Here is an 18,654-nt window from a genome sequence, read left to right as displayed (position 1 = left end):
AACGAGTCGTGCAAGCGGAGTCTAGGAGAGTATGCACCGAATGGGGGTATACTGAATTGAGGGAAATAAATGAGGTCAAAGTGTCTGTGCTTGTATTCTAGCTCAGCACCTTTGTAAGAGGATAGTGGAAAGGATGCGATCGCACAGCCATTCAACGAGCAAAGTCTTGTCCGGATAACAAATTGCATCTGTTCCCTGCTCCCAGACGTGCCATGGCACGTCTCTACACTCACCACAATGCTTATTCAGCCAGCCCTAGTTATTATCCCCTGAGCCAAACACATCCCCGACATTCTCAAAAAAGTTACGAAATCCGAGAAAATCACTAAAGGGTCGAGTCACTAAACGCAAAGCATAGTTGATTTTAGCAATCAGACTACGACCAATCACAATAACATCTTCATTTTGCAAGGGGACATTTTGCGCCAAATCACCCATGAGGACAGCCTTCCCATCAATCTCCTGGGTCACCACCTTACCCCGTTCCGGATCAAACCGCATTAAGGCAATTTCACCTAAATCCGCATCCTCCAAACTTGGTGCCAGCGAGGTCAACGCATCAATAAAATTACTGCCATTGGGCAAATTCAGGTTGCCAATTCGACCATTAGGATAACTCAAGACTCGCAACGTAATTTGCGGTGTCGCCAGCGTCGAGCGAGAGGCGAGACTGCGGTCATAATCCATAGTTGTACCCGTTTCCAATTCCAATACGACAACAGAATCCCCATCTCGGAGACGCACATCCGGTAAGGCTGTAGCATTTTGCAACGGTGTAAATAAATCAATCTGTTGTTCAATAATCGAATTATTCGCAGGAGAACGCCGACGCACGATGACAGTACGCAAGTCAGCCAGATTCGTGGTTCCGCCAGCCGCTTGTAGAGCCGCCGTAAGCTGAGAACCGGGCGCTAGGGAATAATAACCAGGTCGAGTCACTTCACCTGCAATGGTTACGGTGGCGGGACGCAATCCGGCTAGAACCACCGTTACATCAGGGTCAACCACAAATTCACTAAAGGCGGTGGCTAATCTATTTTCAACTTGGTCGGGAGTAAGTCCGAGGACGTTAATTTTACCGACTAAGGGAACTAATATATTCCCTTGTAAATCAATTGTGCCGGAAAAATTAAGGTCAGGAAAACGTTCTACCGTAACCGCAATGGAATCACCAATACCGAGAACATATTCATTAAATTGACTATCAGGGACTCTCTGCGGCGATTCTTCTGGGTAACCGAGGGGTGGCGGTGGGGCAAAGGGATCAGGAACATTAATATTTACGCCCTCTGTCGGACTATTAATGTCTTGTGGAGGTGGCAAGGTGGGAATTTGGGCATGTTCTCTTTGGGGAGTTGGAACTGAATGTTCTGTTATTCTCTGAGACGTTGCCCAAGCGATTGAATTAATTTGCCCTAACCAGCCAATTGCGATTAATGTGCCGACAGCATACCAATTAATTTTAGTCAAAATTATTCCCTCCACATCACTCAATTATCAGGACGGGTTTAGCCACAATTGTAGGGGCGGGTTTAGGGACTCAATTCAAATATCCACCAATAATGGAACAACAAAACCCGCCCTTCCTCACCAATAACTCACCGATAACCGAACAACAAAACCCGCCCTCCTCACCGAAATAAGGGCTCAAAAAAACCTGCCCTTGTTCATGTTAACCCTTGGTCGGGGCGGGTTCAGTCACATCTGGGTTAGGGAATAAACAATAATGGTAAAACCCGCCCCTACACATGCACTATGCCCAACTAGCTCCCCCAGCTTCCCCTGCTTCCCCAGCTCCCTCTGCTCCCTCTGCGCCCCTTAATCCTCTCCCGCCAACGGTTCTGTCATCAATGCCTTTTGCACAGTTTGACTGAGAGATTCAGCGATAGGTTTGGCGTCTGCCAAATCCCCTAACGGTTCCATCGGAATCTGGATAGAAACCGCTACCCATGGTACTCGCTGATGCTTTAACTGGGCAATTTGGTCAACCCAAAACCATTGACGGGTAGCGGGATGACCCCCTGTCGCCCAAGCGTACCACTGAACAACGGCAAAGGTTTGCTGTTGAGTCCAAGCGCGAAAGAGACGGGCATTAACTTGCGCCTGCTGGGATTGGGTTTCAACGGTAAAGTTTAAGCGTTGATGGGAATCCTTTTTCCATTGAAAGACACCATTAATATCCATCCATTCAACCTGCGGTTGATCAATCGGACCATTGGGAGGACGTAATAATAGCAATACAGGTTTATCTAAGTCGCCCTGAATTTCCTGATAGGACCATTTATGCCCCCCTAAGGTGACTGTTCTTTGCTCTAGGGTTTCCCAGCCCGGAATCTCTAACCCCTCAATTTGCACTGATTTAATAGCACTGAAATTGGCAAATCTCGGTGGCTCAATCCACGACCAGTTGCCTGTCAAATAACTTGGTACTGCCCCGATCGCGACAATTACCAATAATACCAGTAACACGATCGCGCGGTTGAATCGCAGGCGTTTAATTACCTGGTGCAGTCTTGAGGATTTCATCAGATTGGCTTTCATGGGCGGATGAGTTTTAAGTGTTCCAGACGTGCCATGGTACGTCTTTAATTTTGTGTAGGGGCGGGTTTAGGGATTTTAGGCTTGGCTATTGATGGTAACGTTTGTACAAAACCCGCCCTGACTAAATACAAATGTTTTTTAATCTCACTCAGATACAGAATCAGGCGTTTGAGGTTCGGTATCAACAGAACGTTCAATGAGTTTAAGTAAAATCACTAACATTCCTAACATTCCCGCTGAATACAGATCTCCGCCCCAACTTTCATGCAGCCAATGGAACGCTCCATCCATCCCAGTACCATGGAAGAATGTGAGTAGGGTATTGCGGATAATATTACCAATCACGCTAACCAACACCGCACCAATGAGCAACAATGTCGTCTTCTGTCGTGATATCCACGCCCCACTCCAGTACAGCAGCATTAAACTCACATATAAACTGGTAAACAGCATCTTTAATCCAGCGCAGTGAGGGGCTACTTCGACAATTCGTCCGCCGACAAATAAGTTAATGCCAACGACATTAACATCAATGCCAAATTGAATCAAAAGAAATCCGGCAACTCCGGCTATAAAGCGTTGTAGGGGTAAGGCGTAGGGTTCGATTAAGTAAGGAAATGCGGTGGGTGTTGCCAGAATCACCAACAGTAGAGGAAAGCTTTGTAAGCGTAAGCCCGGAATCCCTTTAAACCACAAACAAAGTCCAGCTAAAACCGTGGGCAAGGAAATATTAACCAGTTCCGATTGACCCGACAGATAAAAGACGCCACCAACTGCCAGTAATCCTAACCCAATATAATTCGATTTATCCGGTATGGCTTGCCACTGCTGGCGATGAGTCCAAGCGATATAGGCGGCGAAGGGCAGTCCAATTAAACCGTGGCTAAAGTATTCGTGTTCAATGCTAATACTTTTATTCAGCCAGCCATCATACCAGTGGATGAGTAGGGGCGCATAGAGGATAATCAGTAAAGCCGCGATCGCACCATCCCACAGGTGACGGTCAATGGCAGTAGGAATCTTTTGTCCAAGTTGCATAATTGTACCCCGAAATTACAGCCGCCGGATGCGGTTACAACAGGCTATTGAGGCAATCAACCACTCGCTCAATTTGAGCGTTACTTATTCCAGGATACATAGGCAATGATAAAATTTCCTGGCACAGAGTTTCGGCATGGGGGAAATCACCCTCTTGATAGCCCAAATAGTGATAAGCAGGTTGTAGATGGCAAGGGAGGGGATAATGGATACCCGTTTGAATCCCAGCGGTATTGAGTTTCTCTTGCACCATTTCACGAGTCAGGGAACAGGCGGCGGTAATCCGAATCACGTACAGATGATACACATGACCCGTACCGCTTTGGTTTTGGATGGGGATAATCCCTTTATCCGCTAGCGGTGCTAATAATTGGTCATAGTAATGGGCGGCGGCGTTGCGAGACTGATTCCATTGGGGTAAGTGGGGTAACTTGGCGTTGAGAACCGCCGCTTGGATGGAATCTAAGCGACTATTTTTGCCCAGTTCTGAGTGATAATATTTACGGGGTGCGCCATAATTCCGCAGCGATCGCAAGGTCTGATAGACATCGGGATCACTCGTTAGGGCGATTCCGCCATCGCCAAACGCGCCTAAATTCTTACTCGGATAAAAGCTAAAACCAGCAGCTTTACCTACCGAACCCGCCCGATAGCCGTCCCGTTGGGCTAAATGGGCTTGGGCGGCGTCTTCAAAAAGTAACAGGTTATGACTATGGGCAAAGTTGAGTGATTGCGGCGGTGATACCATCTGACCATAAAGGTGAACGGGTATAATCGCCTTGGTTTTGGGAGTAATGGCTTTTTGCGCCGCATTCAGGTCAATCAGGGCGGTGTTGGGGTCACAATCGGTTAAGACGGGCGTCGCCTTTGCCTCAAGCACACCAATGAGAGTGGCGATAAATGTATTGGCAGGAACAATCACTTCATCACCTGCACCAATCCCATTTGCTTGTAATCCTAGCGCGATCGCATCTGTCCCGGAAGCGACACCGACACCATACTCTGCACCAGACGCCGCCGCAAATGCTGCTTCCAACTCGGCTAAAGCTTGACCTAAGACAAAATCACCGCGCTGGATAACCGTCTGAATCGCTTGTTCAATGTCCGCTTGAATCGGCTGGTGTTGCAGCGTCAGATCAACAAAGGGAATGGTTTCTGGGGGTGGGGGGTTCATGAATATACTGGGAAAGAATAGGAGTTTGCTGAGTTAGGTTATTTTATCCCTTATTTAATTTATGTCCGATTTAGGTGCTAATGCCTACCCCTGAATTATCAAGTTTTGGTAAAGTTTCCGGTTAACCTACGTCTGGTAGCCAAGCTGTAGGGGCGGGTTTTACCGATAACATTTGGGAATCAACCGATATAGCACTACGCACACACGTTAGAACAAAAGAATAAAAATTTAAATCGCTCAATCCCTTGTAAGGTAAGTGTTTTTCTTCACTATTGCCCATTGCCTATTGCCCATTGCCTAGCGCGTAGCGCTATAACGTAACTAAACCCGCCCTTCTCTACCATGATGGCGATGAAACGATGAATAATTTTCACCAAAAAGCTAGAATTGTAGCTAAGGGAGTAGCATCGGGAGAACTTCATGAATCGGCTACAACGGATGAACTTTAAGACGTTATTGGCTACCGCTCTTTGTTTAAGCCTAATTAACAGTGTAGACCTAGAGGTATCGCGCGATCGCATCAGCGCATCGATTGATATGCATCCCAACGCCTACGCTAGAAGCAGTGGGGGACGCAGCGGTGGCGGTTCCTTTAGTCGCGGTTCATCCTCACGTTCGGGTTCCAGCAGTAGCAGCCGTTCATCCTCTCCTAGCCGTTCATCTTCCCCCAGCCGTTCATCTTCCCCTAGCCGTTCATCCTCTCCTCCATCATCGTCGAGAACATCTCCATCTCAATCTAATCCTACCAATAGGGGAACAACGGGGGGACGAGCTAGTGGCGGGACATTAGAGAAACCCACATCTCCAACTCAGACTCAAACCAAGCCGAATCAACCGAGTTCCTCATCAACCTATCCCAGGCGTACCTCTCACCCGTCTTCTGGACATGGACATAGTTCAGTAGAACTGGAAATTGAAATCGAAAATGACGATAACGATTTCCAGGATTATCCCTCAACATCCTATCCAGGGACAACTTCAGCACCGCCTCCCCAAAATCAAACCCTTCCGGATGCAGCGACAACGGATTCAGCACCCGCCGCACAACCCAATCAAAGCCTGACCAATCCGGAATCAACTAATAGTACAACTCCACCGCCAGCTACCGCACCAGCCACGAATCCAACTCAAGCGGTGAACTCCACGAAATCAGCGAACCCGTTACCCGTCTTGATCGTTTTACTATTTTTTGGTGTCGGTATTTTCCTAGTTGTTTATCTGCTAATTAGGTTAATTTTGTCTCTCCTCAAACGCCGAAAAGCCGCCACCAATGAACTAGACAATGATATTGTCACGGTGAGTAAATTACAGGTAGCCTTATTTGCTCACACCCCAAACTTGCAATCAGAGTTATCGGAACTCACCTTAACGGTCGATACAACGACTCCCGAAGGCTTACTCGAACTGCTGCAAGAATCGGCGTTAGTTTTGCTACGTCATTCAGATACCTGGAGTCATGTTTTAAGCAGTTCGCAAAGCGTTAATATCGAGGAAGCAAAAACACTATTTACGCAACTTTCCGTAGAAGAACGCAGCAAATTTAGTGCCGAAACCCTGAGCAATGTTGGCGGAAGAGTGCGGCAAAAGGTTCCGGTAATGCCCGATGCTCAGGAAGACCCAGCGGCTTATATTGTCGTGACGCTGTTAGTGGGAACGGCAGATGATCACCCGTTGTTTGATGACATTCGTTCAGCAGAAACCCTGAATCAGGCATTAAAGAAAGTCGCGTCAGTGCGACCTGAGTATTTAATGACCGTGGAACTGCTTTGGAGTCCTCAGAGTCAAGACGATAGCCTAACTTATGATGAATTGTTGACCGAATATACAGATATGATTCAAATCATTTAATTAAGAAAAATGCCTCCTCAAGAGGAAATGTAGAGACGTTGCATGCAACGTCTCTACTAACACAGGGGGTTAAATAAAGGGCGACCCGATCAAATTTAGGGGATAAAGTTGTTAATTTGTGCAAGCGAGTCGCCCCTACACAAATACAAAAGGCGACAGGCTTCCGTTTTTCCCATACCCCTATCTCGTTAAATTTAATTTTATCCTACTCCTTATCGATGAGAAAAAAACATGAAATTTATCAGTCCTAAAGTCGATTATGCGTTTAAAAAAATATTTGGGTCTGACCAAAGCCAAGAAATACTGATTAGCTTTCTCAATGCCATTATTTATAGTAACAAAAACGTTATTCGTTCTTTAACCATTCTCAACCCATACAATCCTGGTAAAGTTCGAGAGTTAAAGGAGAGCTATTTGGACGTGAGAGCCATTTTGTATGACGGCTCGACTGTTATTATTGAAATGCAAGTATCCAGCACAAAAGCTTTTGATAAACGGGTCGCTTACAACCTCGCTAAGACTTACGCAAATCAGTTAGGCGTTGGCGAAGGTTACTGGCTGTTAAATCCAGTAATTGCTATCAATATTGCTGATTTTATCATGTTTCAAGAAACCCCTAAAGTTGTGACGAAGTTTATTTTCAAAGAAGAGGAAGAGTCATTTAAGTATAAAGCTGTAGAATTACAACTCATTTTCATAGAATTACCGAAATTCCATAAAACCTTGTCTGAGTTAAATAGTTTGACGGATAAGTGGATTTATTTTATTAAAGAAGCAGCAACCTGGGAAAGCATTCCAGCACCATTGGCGGAAGTATCTGCAATAGAGAAAGCGCTAAATATCGCGAATCAAGCCAATCTCACCGTAGAAGAATTGGAGGAATTGGAGCGGCGAGCAATAATGTTACAAGATGAAACAGGGCGAATCATTCAAGCTAAAGATGAAGGAATTCTACAGGGAAAGCTCGGAGTAGTAATGGCTTTACTCCAGCAGCGTTTTGGCGAAATTCCTAAAAACATTAGCCGGAAAATCGAAGGCTTGTCTAGGGAAGATTTAGAACGTTTAGTCCAGACAATTTTAAGCTTTAATAGCCTGGAAGATTTGTCGAGTTGGCTGGAACAAGATACATCGGCGGAATAAGTTAGGAGACTGATAATTGTCCTAATTTTTGGCTCTAGCCAACCGACTTGAATGTTATGTGCTTTCGCTAACCTTTTCCTACCCTCATCCCCCTGAGGGGGTGACAAGGGACTTGATGGTACTACTGGGTGTCGGGTGTCGGGTGTCGGGTGTCGGGTGTCGGGTGTCGGGAAAAATTGACGCTTCGACTCCGCTCGGTGTTGAACTTTACTCAGGGAGTCACCAAAAACTCTATTGTTTATTCGTTGGCTCGCCTGGAGAGCGCTCGCTCCTTACCCTATCTCCTCTTATGGGCTTTTGTTTTTCTCTAAGATTTTCCCCACACCCCATACCCCATACCCCACACCCTGCCTACCTTTAACTTAGCTTGTCACCCCTTAAGCTGATTGACACTCAACGTTGAGACCAAGGAATCTCAGACTTATCGGCTAAGAGACTCGCCACCGCCGCTGCGCCATACCGATTAAGATGACTCGGATCAGCAAAATACTGATTCTGATTTTTCCATTGCTCTCCTAAATCCACAAAAACAAACTCATTGCGAGCCGCCTTCTGCTGCATTCGCTTGCGGAATTGCCGTTCACGAGTTAAACGCACCGAATCTAAATAATCATCACTTACAGGCAAATTCACAATCACTAAAGGAATCTGTTGCTGTGCTAAAAACGCCTGAATCGAATTCAACGCCACCGCCTGCGAACCTGCAAAGCTAAACGGTTGATAATCCGCATCATAACGCCCCGCCACACGCGGATTTTTCTGATAGTACGTTTTCGGGTCAAATTTACTATCCATTGGCAAAAAGCCATTGGCATCCATCGCGATCGCACTGTACCCTGTAGTATTACGCGCCAGTGCTAGTCGTTGCGGTTGGCTTCCGCCTAACTGAGTTAAAAGTAACCGCGTCTCTGGGGTGGAGACAGGATTACTACTGGTTTCAAAGGAAACGCGGGTTAACCGCCAGCGTTCAGCCGTATCATTAGCAGGTATCGTATCGCTCGGTTGTGTCGATTTCTCTGAGTCGGGACTCTGGGTGATTGATGCCGGAATCTCTTCACAAGTATTTGGGGTTTTGGTCGTCGATTCCGGTAGTTTGGGGCGATTCCCTGCCATTACCTGTTGATATCCCGCCGATGTTGCCAAACTATTATAAGTTTTATCCGTTCGCCCACTATTAAACGCCCGCACGCCATCTGCCCAAATCACCAGGCGCGGGAGTTGTTCCGGCGTTAAAAGTTGCCGCAGTTGAAAATCAACCACTTGAGCCGTCGCCCCATTCACGCCAAAGTTGAAAATTTTTAACCCCCCTTTGCCGTAACGCGCCAGAACTTGTTGCAGTTGTTGGGGATCAACACCAACTAATGCCCGTGAACTGCCCACAATAAGGACATCTGGCGGACCAACGGCGGCGACGTAAGACAGATACAGCAGGAGTTGTTCTTCAAAGATGGGGTTATTAAAGCTGGCAAAGGGTAGAGGAGACGTTTTTGTCGTCGCTTTTTGTTGGGCAACATCTAAGTTGTTGAGATATTCTGCCACCTTTTTCTGAGCAAACGCCCTTTTCGGACTATCCGGTGGCACCGACTGCATCGCTTCAATCGCTTGAATCCAGCCTAAGACAACCAAATCCCAATCTTGGGGGGATTGGGCAGATTGGGCAAGATTTGCCGCCCCCATCGCTTTGTCAATCGCTTTGGTAAAGGGATCAACTTGGGGCGGACAGGATGGGGCATTTTCCACCGCTAGAATTGATTCAGCTGGGGAGTCAGCTTGAGATGGGGAATGCTGACTTTCAGCCGTATCGGGAGGTGAATTCAAGGAACAGCCAGTTACCCCCACCAATAACGCGGCAAGGACGGTATAGGGACGTTTCCAGTAAAAATTAGCCATAAGGCGATCGCACTCTAGATTGAAACCTTGTGCTGAGAACAACAATCAGCAGGAATTTATAGCCAGATAGGTTTATCCTTTCTTCATTATGCTCAAAATCGCGATCGCAAGAGATCAAACTTTCTCAATGTATCCACCAGTCCAGATTTTCTCCCTGCACCGCTACACACGGGTGGGTTTAATTCCATCGGGGTGAGGTCAGAAAGGATAATCGTGAAACCCGCCCTACACAAACTCAAAACTCCCACCCAAAGAACTACGGCAAAAATCGATCTAACGCCGTCTTTAATTGTTCAATTTCCGCCTCCATGTTACCTTCCTCCGCCGCCCGACCGATACATTCACTTAAATGCTCATCTAGAATAATTCGGGCAACTCGATTTAATGCGCCTCGCACGGCAGCAACTTGCACCAACACATCGGGACAAGGGCGACTTTCCTGTACCATCGTCTTAATCCCTCGGATATGTCCCTCAATTCGAGAAAGCCGATTGACTATTCGCCGCAGAGACTCTTCATCGTGAACATGGGCGTGGGTAGATCCAGCATGATCATGATCATGCTCACCATGACTGGGATGAAAGGATTGATTCAGCGAATCTTGGTCTGACGCTGACCGAGTATAGGTTTCATTAATCAATGGCTTAACTCCAGTTCGGGATGGGTAACTATTCATGGTTTGGTTCTTACTGTTCATCCTAATCCAGAGTTGAGATGTTTGGGAGCCAGGTTTTCTAATGGAGGGGAATCGCCCATCGCTGAAACACTCTTGGCTCAAAGAACGTCCTGGATCAACCAGCCAATGTTAAGTGCTTGTGACAATAATTTGGATAGATGATCATAGATACATATAACTGAACTCAAAAATAAGGCTATGCGATTGACAACGTTGTTCCCTCGGTTACGCCAAATCAGCGCTTATCTGATTGCGATCGCGACAGGTGTTCTGTTGACGGTTGGGTTTTATAATGTCTCACCCTCTCACGCTGAACCGATCTTGACAAATGAACCCGAATCCCCAATAGTTCTCGCCCAACGCCCACCCATTACCGATATCGGCGGCAGTTTTGTCACAGCGGCGGTGAATCAAGTGGGACCGGCTGTGGTACGAATTGACACGGAACGTACAGTGACACGCCGCCTCGATCCATTTTTTGATGATCCCTTCTTCCGGCGGTTTTTCGGGGAGGATGCATTTCCCCAAATGCCCCAAGAACGCCGTCTGCGGGGTCAAGGATCTGGCTTTATTATTGATCCCACTGGTGTGGTTGTCACCAATGCCCATGTGGTGGATCGGGCAGATAAGGTAACGGTGATTCTCAAAGATGGACGCCAGTTTGAAGGAAATGTCCAGGGTGTCGATGAAATCACAGATTTAGCGGTGGTCAAAATTGATGGCAACAACTTGCCGGTTGTCACATTGGGAGACTCGACTAATGTGCAAGTTGGGGATTGGGCGATCGCGGTGGGTAATCCCTTGGGGTTAGATAATACCGTGACGTTAGGAATTATCAGTACCCTCCAGCGATCGAGTGCAGAAGCTGGGATTCCTGAAAAACGACTCGACTTCATTCAAACCGATGCCGCAATTAACCCCGGTAACTCTGGCGGTCCACTCTTAAACCAACAGGGACAAGTCATTGGCATTAATACCGCCATTCGTGCGGATGCGATGGGGATTGGGTTTGCCATTCCCATCAATAAAGCCAAAGAAATTACCGCCAAGTTGATGCGGGGTGAAAAGGTTGTTCACCCGTTCATCGGCATTCGCATGACTACCCTAACCCCGCAACTGGCGCAAGAAAATAATCGCGATCCCAATTCCTCCTTTATGGTGCCGGAAGTGAATGGGGTTTTAGTCGTGCAAGTTGTGCCAGATTCACCAGCCGCAGCGGCGGGTATGCGTCGTGGCGATGTTGTCACAGCCATTAATGGACAATCGGTGGCAAGTGCTGAACAGTTACAACGTTTGGTGGAGAATAGTGGTGTGAATCAAGTTCTCCAAATCAAAGTCGTGCGGGGGAACCAGACGAAAACTTTATCAGTACGCACCAGCGAAATGCGAGAAACAACGTAGCGCAACACATCGGTGTGATCAAAGGGCGCACGTCTGTGCGCCCCTACCATTCCAATCCATCACATCAGATTGGGTTTTCTCGGACACACTCCCAGCGCGATCGCACAGCTTCTAACGCACCTTATATTTCCTCCGAAGTGATGGTAACCGTTGGTCTTGTGAGAGTTGGCTCAAGAAGATTTAGGTTAACGACATTGAATAATTAGGCATGGTTTTCATAACTATTTTTTCTGGCGATCGCATCACTTTTATAGCAACCGCCACGACGGTTATGACACTAACATGGATCAAAACAATACATAGCATTCATCTTATGTCCTAATCACCCTGGCGAATGCTATATCTAAAATGAAAGAAAGCTCTGATAAAATGTGATGAGTGGCGTTTTAAATATTGTCGAATATCTCAAAAATGCGATATTTTCTTCTTGAATTAATCTTAATAAGAGGTATGGGTCAGGGATTCTTTATTTATGTTACAATTAAATTATTTTCTATCATCTCAGGCTAAAACGGGAGAAACTAATGAAATTTATCAGCCCTAAGGTTGATTATGCCTTTAAAAAAATATTCGGTTCTGAACAAAGCCAAAGAATTTTAATTAGCTTTCTTAATGCCATAATTTATGGCGGCGATAAGGTGATTCAATCCTTAACGATTATCAATCCTTATAATCCCGGTCAGGTGTTCACCTTAAAAGACACGTTTTTGGACGTAAAAGCTGTATTAGCGGATGGTTCTATTGTGATCATAGAGATGCAAATCGCGTCTATGGTGGCTTTTAACAAACGGGTGGCGTATAACCTGGCAAAAGCTTATAGTAATCAGTTGGTCAAAGGGGAAGATTATCCACTACTCAATCCAGCGATCGCGGTGACGATTACCGATTTCATCCTATTTAACGATACGGAGAAAATAATTAGTAAGTTTGCTTTTCATGAGGAAGAAGAAAAGTTTAAAATCTTGGAAAATGAATTGCGACTCATTTTTGTAGAATTGCCGAAGTTTAATAAAACCATCTCGGAGTCACATAGTTTGACAGATAAATGGATTTATTTCCTGAAAGAGACGGCACATTTAGATAATATTCCGGAGAGTTTGGCAGCCATCTCTGAGATAGAATTTGCTTTACAACTGGCTAACCAAGCTAACATGACGGTGGAAGAGTTAGATATCGTGGATCGCCGAGGCATGATGTTGCAAGATGAAAAAGGGCGAATTGCTTATGCTGAAGAAAAAGGTGAAAAACGAGGTGAAGAACGAGGTGAGCAAAAAGGACGAATTAAAGAGGCGTTCGCCTTGATCATGCGCCAACTGAAAAAGCGTTTTGGAGATATTCCGGTGACAATCACCAGCCAAGTGGAAGATTTATCTATTGAAGAGTTGGAACGTTTAGGAGAAGATATTTTTGATTTTAACAGTTGGGAAGATTTGTCAAGTTGGCTGGAAGTGCGATCGCGTTAAGCAGATGTTACAGGAGTGCGATCTCTCACCTCGTAGGTTAGCTTGAGGAACGAAACCCAACATCACAATCCATATCATATCCGGTATCCCACCAGATGTAGGAAAACACGATAGTATAGAAACCTACAATAGGTATGACGTTAGGGGTTGACAAGAAAGAATTTTATGGCACTAAAGTGCCTACTACAAACAGGTCTATTTAGGAAATTTTTGCTCGGATGAGGCAATGGCTTTAATCGTCTCGATTCCCCATTCAGTTAAGGGCTGATTGAGGGTGAGTAAATAGTCCCATCCTTGGCGATACATGAGCAGTAATTCAGCCAGGTTTTGTTTGTCTTTGTCGTCTCCAGCCGCTTGTCGTAAAATTTCTGCTAATAATTCTGGCGAATTTAAGTTTAATGTAGTATCTTTTAGGTTAACTTCAGTCAGGTTAGCACCACTGAAATTAGTGTCCTGCAAATTAGCACCATTCATATCTGCTCCAGTCAAATTAGCGCCGACTAAACGCCCATGACTTAAGTCTGCTTCACTCAAATTCGCCTCACTTAAATTCGTCAGACTCAACTCACTCCAACTGAGGTTGGCTTTATATAAATTGGTCTGACTCAAATCAGCGTTAATCAAGTTGGCATTGCTCAGGTTTGCTCCGACTATGGTAATGCCAGTTAATTGAGCGTTGATTAATTGAGCGCCGATGAGTTTTGCACCGCTGAGATTGGCGTTAATTAAGTTGGCTTCTATCAGGATGGCATCGGTTAAATTGGTGGCAACTAAGATAGCACCATTAAGATTGGCATTCAGAAATAGGGTTTCACTCAAGTTTGAGCCAAAGAAAACTGTGTTGCTCAAATCAGCATGGCTGAAGTTCGCGTCTTGCAGTCTTTCCGCGATTAGTGTTGCACCTTGTAAGTTTATGCCGGAAAAGTTTCGTTGATTTTGGCTATATTGCTGAAGCAGTTGGTTCTCTTTGTCCATTTTTACTGATGATTGGTGTTTTGGTGTCAACTTAGGCTACAGCCCTCACCCCCAGCCCCTCTCCCAAGTTTGGGAGAGGGGAGCAAGAGATGCTAATCCATCAAATTAGGTGTGCCAAGCTACTAACTTTTTATGCAATCTGCAAGGCGATTTTTCCAGTATTTGATCCTGATTCTATAGCTTGATGAGCGCTAACGGCGTCGGGGAGGAGAAAGGTTTGAGAGAGGTGAATGTTCAGCTTACCTTCATCTATCCATTGGGCGCATTGTTCGAGAATCTCGGTTTGGTGTTCCTGGGCTGCTACTAATCCTTGGAGTGTCGGTGTTAGCATGAGTTCTAAGCTAATCCGCAGATTTCGCGATCGCGCTGTTTTCAATTTCCCGATATTATAGTCAGGTTCGAGAATGGTGACCAAATCCCCGTAGACTTTCACGGCGGGAACGGTATCGTAAAAGGTTTGACCCCCAACAGTATCAAAGGCGACATCTACACCCTTTCCCTCTGTCCAATCTAATGCAGCTTGGGCAAAGTTGGTTTGTTTGTAAAGAATCGGTTCGTCTGCACCTAATTGTCGCACTAATCGGGCTTTTTCCTGGGAACTCACCGTTGTACAAACATCAGCCCCTTTGATTTTGGCAAGTTGAATGGCAACATGTCCCACACCACCCGCACCGCCATGAATCAGCGCTGTTTGTCCCGCTTCTAAGCGCCCTCGGTCATATAAGGCTTCCCAGGCGGTAATTAGCACTAACGGTGCGGCGGCGGCTTCTGTAAAGGATAAGGATTTGGGTTTTCGGGCGACCCAACGTTCATCCACAACCGTAAGTTCGGCATAATTTCCTGTACCCGATTTTCCTAATCCGCCTGCACAGAAATACACCTCATCACCAACCTGAAATCGGCTAACAGCAGACCCCACGGCTTCCACGACACCCGCCCCATCACAGCCTAAAATCGCAGGCATTTCGTCGGGATAGAATGTGCCACGGTTTCGCAGTTTGGTATCGATGGGGTTAACGCCTGCGGCGTGGAGTCGTACTAATATGTCTCTATCGGTTTGCAGTTTGGGTTCGGGTACGTCCTGCAATTGCAGCACTTCTGGCTTACCCGGAGTAGTCATGACTACGGCTTTCATGTCTTTGTCCTTTGTCATTCGTCCTTTGTTATTTGTCCGTTGTCATTTGTCCTTTGTCAAGGAATAGGGAATTTTTCCTAAAAACGGTAACACATAGATACAAAATATCTCCTCTGATGCCTGATAACTTATCTGACTTTTCACGGGAAGTCTAAAAACTATTGTAGAGACGCGCCATGGCGCGTCTGGGCGGGTTTAGTTACATCAGGTTGCAACCGAAAAGATAGTGGTGAAACCCGCCCCTACAGAATTCACACTCACTTTGCGCCACAGACTGTCAAAAGTCAGGATAACTGGTGACTTTAACCTAGCATTACTCGCTATTTATACTTAATTCTCGGATCAACTAGCGCATAGGAAATATCAACAACAAGATTAACCAAGACAAAGATAATCGAGATAACAACAACGCCACCTTGAACAATGGGATAGTCTCGTGCCAAAATTCCTTCGTAAATCCAGGAACCAATTCCGGGCCACGAGAAGATGGTTTCGGTTAAAATAGCACCGCCTAAGAGTGTACCAAACTGCAAACCAATTATCGTCACCACAGGCAATAGAGCATTTTTTAATCCATGGCGAAGAATCACCCAATGTTCGGGAATACCTTTTGCCCTAGCTGTGCGAATATAGTCCTGGGATAGAACCTCTAACAGAGAAGAACGAGTAATTCGAGCTAAAATGGCTAAGGGAATTGTGCCAAGGGTTAAAGCGGGTAAAATGAGGTGAGATAGGACATCTTTTAATAGGTTGATATCTAATTTTAGAATAGCATCTAAGAGGTAAAATCCGGTAATCGGTTGAAAATTTAATCCCGCTTCAATACTAATTCGTCCACTGGGGGGAAACCAGTTCAAGGTAATAGCAAACAGGTAAATTAACAGTAATCCCAGCCAATACACAGGCATAGAAACCCCTAGTAATGAGCCAATCATGGTTAGGTTATCGGCGGGACGATTCTTGTAAACCGCCGCTAAAACTCCAGCCGGGATTCCCAGAATGACGGCAATTATCATAGCTGCTAAGGATAATTCAAAGGTGGCGGGAAAGCGGGTTCTAATTTCATCAATAATCGGAATACCGCTGATAATACTTGTGCCGAAGTCCAGATGGAGTAGATTGTTGATAAAAGTGAGGTATTGCAGGGGTAGGGGTTGATTTAAACCCAGTTGTTCCCGTAACGCTTCTACCTGTTCAGGGGTAGCCCGTTCTCCCAGCAAAACCGTTGCGGGATCACCGGGGATTAGGTGAAGGAAGAGAAAGACTAACAGGGTAATACCGAGGAGAACAGGTAATAGGTTCAGTAGACGCTTGATGATATAGTGAGTCATCTTCGGGTTTAACGTTTTTCACCTCAATTCCTTATCCTATAATGGTTTATAGAGATGGTGTGATTAAGTAGGTGGACACAATAAAAGCTAACTGTGGAGAACTCGCTGTTGCGAGAAGCAAGCTACGTCCTTTGTAAGGGTTTGAGGCTTGTTTACAAAACTTAGTGAGCGTGCAGTTTTCTTTTGTCCGACTACTTATGACCTGAGTATACTAACACTCAACTGGTCTTGGATTTGCTGATAGTGCATAAGGTGTATTCGCTCTAGAAATAGGTATAAGTAGACCTAACCCGAGTAACTCAACTGTCAAAGTGTCTTACGACACGTTCCAAGGAGTCTTTTTATGTCCTCATCAACATCTCAGCTTTCATTTAAGTTCCGGTTTGTGAAGCAAGGTAAAGCGCAAGGGTTATTCTCTCAAAAAGGAATGGCAAATGAACAAGAAATCACTTTTGGAAAAGATCTCTTAGTCTATGAAGACATTGCCGATACCACGACTCGCGATCAACGCCTCGTTTTAGCCTTATCTAAAACAGCTTGTTTCAGCAAAAAACTGTCCAAGCATTTAGTCAACTCAGTCTTGGTCTTAGAAATCTATGGGGGAAAATGCCGAGATTTAGAGAAGTTCATTGACAAAAGGGCTTCGGCTAAAGAAATAGAAAAGAAGAAACAGCGATTGGCACAGACAGGTCAACTTCACCGCTTTCGGTCAGTCAAATGTCCTGAATGTGAAGCAACTATTGACCTTTCTGATTATAAAACTTCCACCTATGTTTACTGTCGCTTCTGTGAAACCATTTTTCAAGAAAATCTCCTGTCAATGACCAAAGGAGCAACCTATCGCCTTTGCGATGAATGTGGGATGTTTGACCGAGTAAGAAGCTATACTGAATTTTACTTTTACTTTCTGGTCATTCTCTATGGATTTTTCTACCAACGCCGCCATGTCTGCGATAATTGTGCCAATGGACTATTTTTGAAAACGCTTTTCTTAAACTTACTCTTTGTCATTGGCGTTCCTGCTTCACTGTGGATCAAAATTAAATCGCTAACCGGACGTGATCCCTACCTCAAACGACTAGCTAAGGCAAATGCGTTGTCCAAGAAAGGGAACTATCAAACAGCCGACACCATCTATAATTCCCTCTATGAAAAATACCCTGAACATCCTGGATTACTTATGGATGCAGGATTAGGTCATCTCCGAGGTAATGATCCCACTGGAGCGATTGCTAATTTCAGCCGAGCGTTAAAATCCTGTAGTAACTATGAGCCACTTCTGAGATTGATGCACCAATTGCAAACCGCATCTCAACAAAAAAACGGATAATACCCAATCCACCCTGGAAGCGATCGCACCCTTCTATAGTATCCTGTAAATCCTCTAGAACTGGGGCATCTTCGACTGACGATTCTGATAGTGTTTTTCACATAACCAAAGGTAGTCTCCGGTATAGGTTGGAAGTCGCTTAAGTCCCAACCGTTGATGATGGGGATCTTCCTCATCTAAGAAAGAATGTAACGCCAAAATTCCCGAACGTTCCGCTTGACTGAGTAAGCCATCTCGCATCCCGATGGTTCCATCAATCAGGAGTTTATTATCGCTGAGAATCGTATTGGTTAACTCCTTCATTATCTCCAATTGAGATTGAATATTACTAACTTTCATGAAGTCTTCGCCAAAAAAGCTATTCGCGACGGGTGCGGTAATCGGGGTTAAGGTTTTCAACACTCCCGCAATTAAATTAGCGTAGGGAGCGACTTTTTCCACCCATTCACGCGGCGCTTTAAACTCATAAACTCCTTTATCGATATCATGAACAAAATGCTGACAATTCGGTTCCTCACACCACAAATGGGGTCTTCCGGACTTAGTGTGCTAAATTATCAGTTTTAATGAGTCAGAAGGTTTTCCACACAAGGGCTGTAGCTTTTGATCGCCTCAAAATAAATTGAAATTCGGGTAAAAACGGTTAAAGCTATTGCTGTCCAATACTTGGGCAAATCTAACTAACAATTTAGCACACTAACTACGGAAGACC

At 45.4% G+C, this 18,654-nt stretch carries 18 protein-coding genes; 6 read left to right on the top strand and 12 right to left on the bottom strand.

The genetic code is table 11. The features are described from left to right. Positions 1-255: 255 nt before the first annotated feature. The 4 genes from RIG66_RS33260 to RIG66_RS33245 form a co-directional block, all read right to left on the bottom strand. On the bottom strand, positions 256-1,470 hold the full coding sequence (locus RIG66_RS33260; protein ID WP_446384302.1) for a polysaccharide biosynthesis/export family protein: 1,215 nt from the start codon (positions 1,468-1,470) through the stop codon (positions 256-258). 348 nt (positions 1,471-1,818) lie between these two features. Further along, positions 1,819-2,541, bottom strand: coding sequence for a cyanoexosortase B system-associated protein (locus RIG66_RS33255; protein WP_446384300.1), 723 nt, complete (start codon positions 2,539-2,541; stop codon positions 1,819-1,821). Positions 2,542-2,685: 144 nt separating this feature from the next. After that, a complete protein-coding gene (crtB, locus tag RIG66_RS33250; RefSeq protein WP_446384298.1) occupies positions 2,686-3,579 on the bottom strand; it encodes a cyanoexosortase B in 894 nt (297 codons plus the stop codon). A 34-nt stretch (positions 3,580-3,613) separates the two neighbouring features. Beyond that, positions 3,614-4,753: a DegT/DnrJ/EryC1/StrS family aminotransferase gene (locus tag RIG66_RS33245; RefSeq protein WP_446384296.1), complete on the bottom strand. Its 1,140-nt coding sequence runs from the start codon at positions 4,751-4,753 to the stop codon at positions 3,614-3,616. Between the two features lie 420 nt (positions 4,754-5,173). Between RIG66_RS33245 and RIG66_RS33240 the strand changes: the two genes are divergently transcribed. From RIG66_RS33240 to RIG66_RS33230, 3 genes are all read left to right on the top strand, one after another. After that, complete coding sequence (locus RIG66_RS33240; protein ID WP_446384294.1) at positions 5,174-6,601, top strand: DUF1517 domain-containing protein; 1,428 nt, start codon at positions 5,174-5,176, stop codon at positions 6,599-6,601. A gap of 231 nt (positions 6,602-6,832) precedes the next feature. Next, positions 6,833-7,741 carry an Rpn family recombination-promoting nuclease/putative transposase gene (locus tag RIG66_RS33235; RefSeq protein ID WP_446384292.1) on the top strand — a complete coding sequence of 303 codons (909 nt, stop codon included), beginning with the start codon at positions 6,833-6,835 and terminating at the stop codon, positions 7,739-7,741. A gap of 128 nt (positions 7,742-7,869) precedes the next feature. Continuing rightward, complete coding sequence (locus tag RIG66_RS33230; protein WP_446384290.1) at positions 7,870-8,052, top strand: hypothetical protein; 183 nt, start codon at positions 7,870-7,872, stop codon at positions 8,050-8,052. Between the two features lie 82 nt (positions 8,053-8,134). On the opposite strand, the gene RIG66_RS33225 is transcribed toward RIG66_RS33230, so the two are convergent. From RIG66_RS33225 to RIG66_RS33215, 3 genes are all read right to left on the bottom strand, one after another. Then, on the bottom strand, positions 8,135-9,631 hold the full coding sequence (locus RIG66_RS33225) for a hypothetical protein (protein ID WP_446384288.1): 1,497 nt from the start codon (positions 9,629-9,631) through the stop codon (positions 8,135-8,137). A 92-nt stretch (positions 9,632-9,723) separates the two neighbouring features. Further along, positions 9,724-9,870: a hypothetical protein gene (locus RIG66_RS33220; RefSeq protein ID WP_446384286.1), complete on the bottom strand. Its 147-nt coding sequence runs from the start codon at positions 9,868-9,870 to the stop codon at positions 9,724-9,726. A gap of 17 nt (positions 9,871-9,887) precedes the next feature. Beyond that, positions 9,888-10,307, bottom strand: a complete 420-nt coding sequence (locus RIG66_RS33215) for a metal-sensing transcriptional repressor (protein WP_446384284.1) — start codon at positions 10,305-10,307, stop codon at positions 9,888-9,890. 198 nt (positions 10,308-10,505) lie between these two features. On the opposite strand from RIG66_RS33215, the gene RIG66_RS33210 reads away from it, so the two are divergent. Then, positions 10,506-11,708 (top strand): HhoA/HhoB/HtrA family serine endopeptidase, encoded by a 1,203-nt coding sequence (locus RIG66_RS33210; RefSeq protein WP_446384282.1) that lies wholly within the window; start codon positions 10,506-10,508, stop codon positions 11,706-11,708. Positions 11,709-11,888: 180 nt separating this feature from the next. Here the strand turns inward: RIG66_RS33210 and RIG66_RS33205 are convergent, their stop codons facing one another. After that, positions 11,889-12,014: a hypothetical protein gene (locus RIG66_RS33205; RefSeq protein ID WP_446384280.1), complete on the bottom strand. Its 126-nt coding sequence runs from the start codon at positions 12,012-12,014 to the stop codon at positions 11,889-11,891. Between the two features lie 218 nt (positions 12,015-12,232). Between RIG66_RS33205 and RIG66_RS33200 the strand changes: the two genes are divergently transcribed. Continuing rightward, positions 12,233-13,171 (top strand): Rpn family recombination-promoting nuclease/putative transposase, encoded by a 939-nt coding sequence (locus RIG66_RS33200; protein ID WP_446384278.1) that lies wholly within the window; start codon positions 12,233-12,235, stop codon positions 13,169-13,171. Between the two features lie 195 nt (positions 13,172-13,366). Here the strand turns inward: RIG66_RS33200 and RIG66_RS33195 are convergent, their stop codons facing one another. The 3 genes from RIG66_RS33195 to RIG66_RS33185 form a co-directional block, all read right to left on the bottom strand. Next, positions 13,367-14,146, bottom strand: a complete 780-nt coding sequence (locus RIG66_RS33195) for a pentapeptide repeat-containing protein (RefSeq protein WP_446384276.1) — start codon at positions 14,144-14,146, stop codon at positions 13,367-13,369. 130 nt (positions 14,147-14,276) lie between these two features. Beyond that, positions 14,277-15,281: a zinc-dependent alcohol dehydrogenase family protein gene (locus RIG66_RS33190; RefSeq protein WP_446384340.1), complete on the bottom strand. Its 1,005-nt coding sequence runs from the start codon at positions 15,279-15,281 to the stop codon at positions 14,277-14,279. A gap of 320 nt (positions 15,282-15,601) precedes the next feature. After that, positions 15,602-16,612, bottom strand: a complete 1,011-nt coding sequence (locus tag RIG66_RS33185; RefSeq protein WP_446384274.1) for an ABC transporter permease — start codon at positions 16,610-16,612, stop codon at positions 15,602-15,604. Positions 16,613-16,955: 343 nt separating this feature from the next. Here RIG66_RS33185 and RIG66_RS33180 point away from each other — a divergent pair, with 343 nt between their 5' ends. Then, positions 16,956-17,942, top strand: a complete 987-nt coding sequence (locus RIG66_RS33180) for a hypothetical protein (RefSeq protein WP_446384272.1) — start codon at positions 16,956-16,958, stop codon at positions 17,940-17,942. A gap of 54 nt (positions 17,943-17,996) precedes the next feature. Here the strand turns inward: RIG66_RS33180 and RIG66_RS33175 are convergent, their stop codons facing one another. Then, the gene (locus RIG66_RS33175; RefSeq protein ID WP_446384270.1) at positions 17,997-18,467 is read right to left on the bottom strand and encodes a hypothetical protein; all 471 of its coding nucleotides are present in this window, start codon (positions 18,465-18,467) and stop codon (positions 17,997-17,999) included. Positions 18,468-18,654: the final 187 nt, after the last annotated feature.

The sequence above is a fragment of the Coleofasciculus sp. E2-BRE-01 genome (genome assembly GCF_040221695.1).
Taxonomy (GTDB): domain Bacteria; phylum Cyanobacteriota; class Cyanobacteriia; order Cyanobacteriales; family Coleofasciculaceae; genus Coleofasciculus.
Note: the sequence above shows the minus strand (reverse complement) of the source record. Positions and strands in the feature narration are given on the sequence as shown.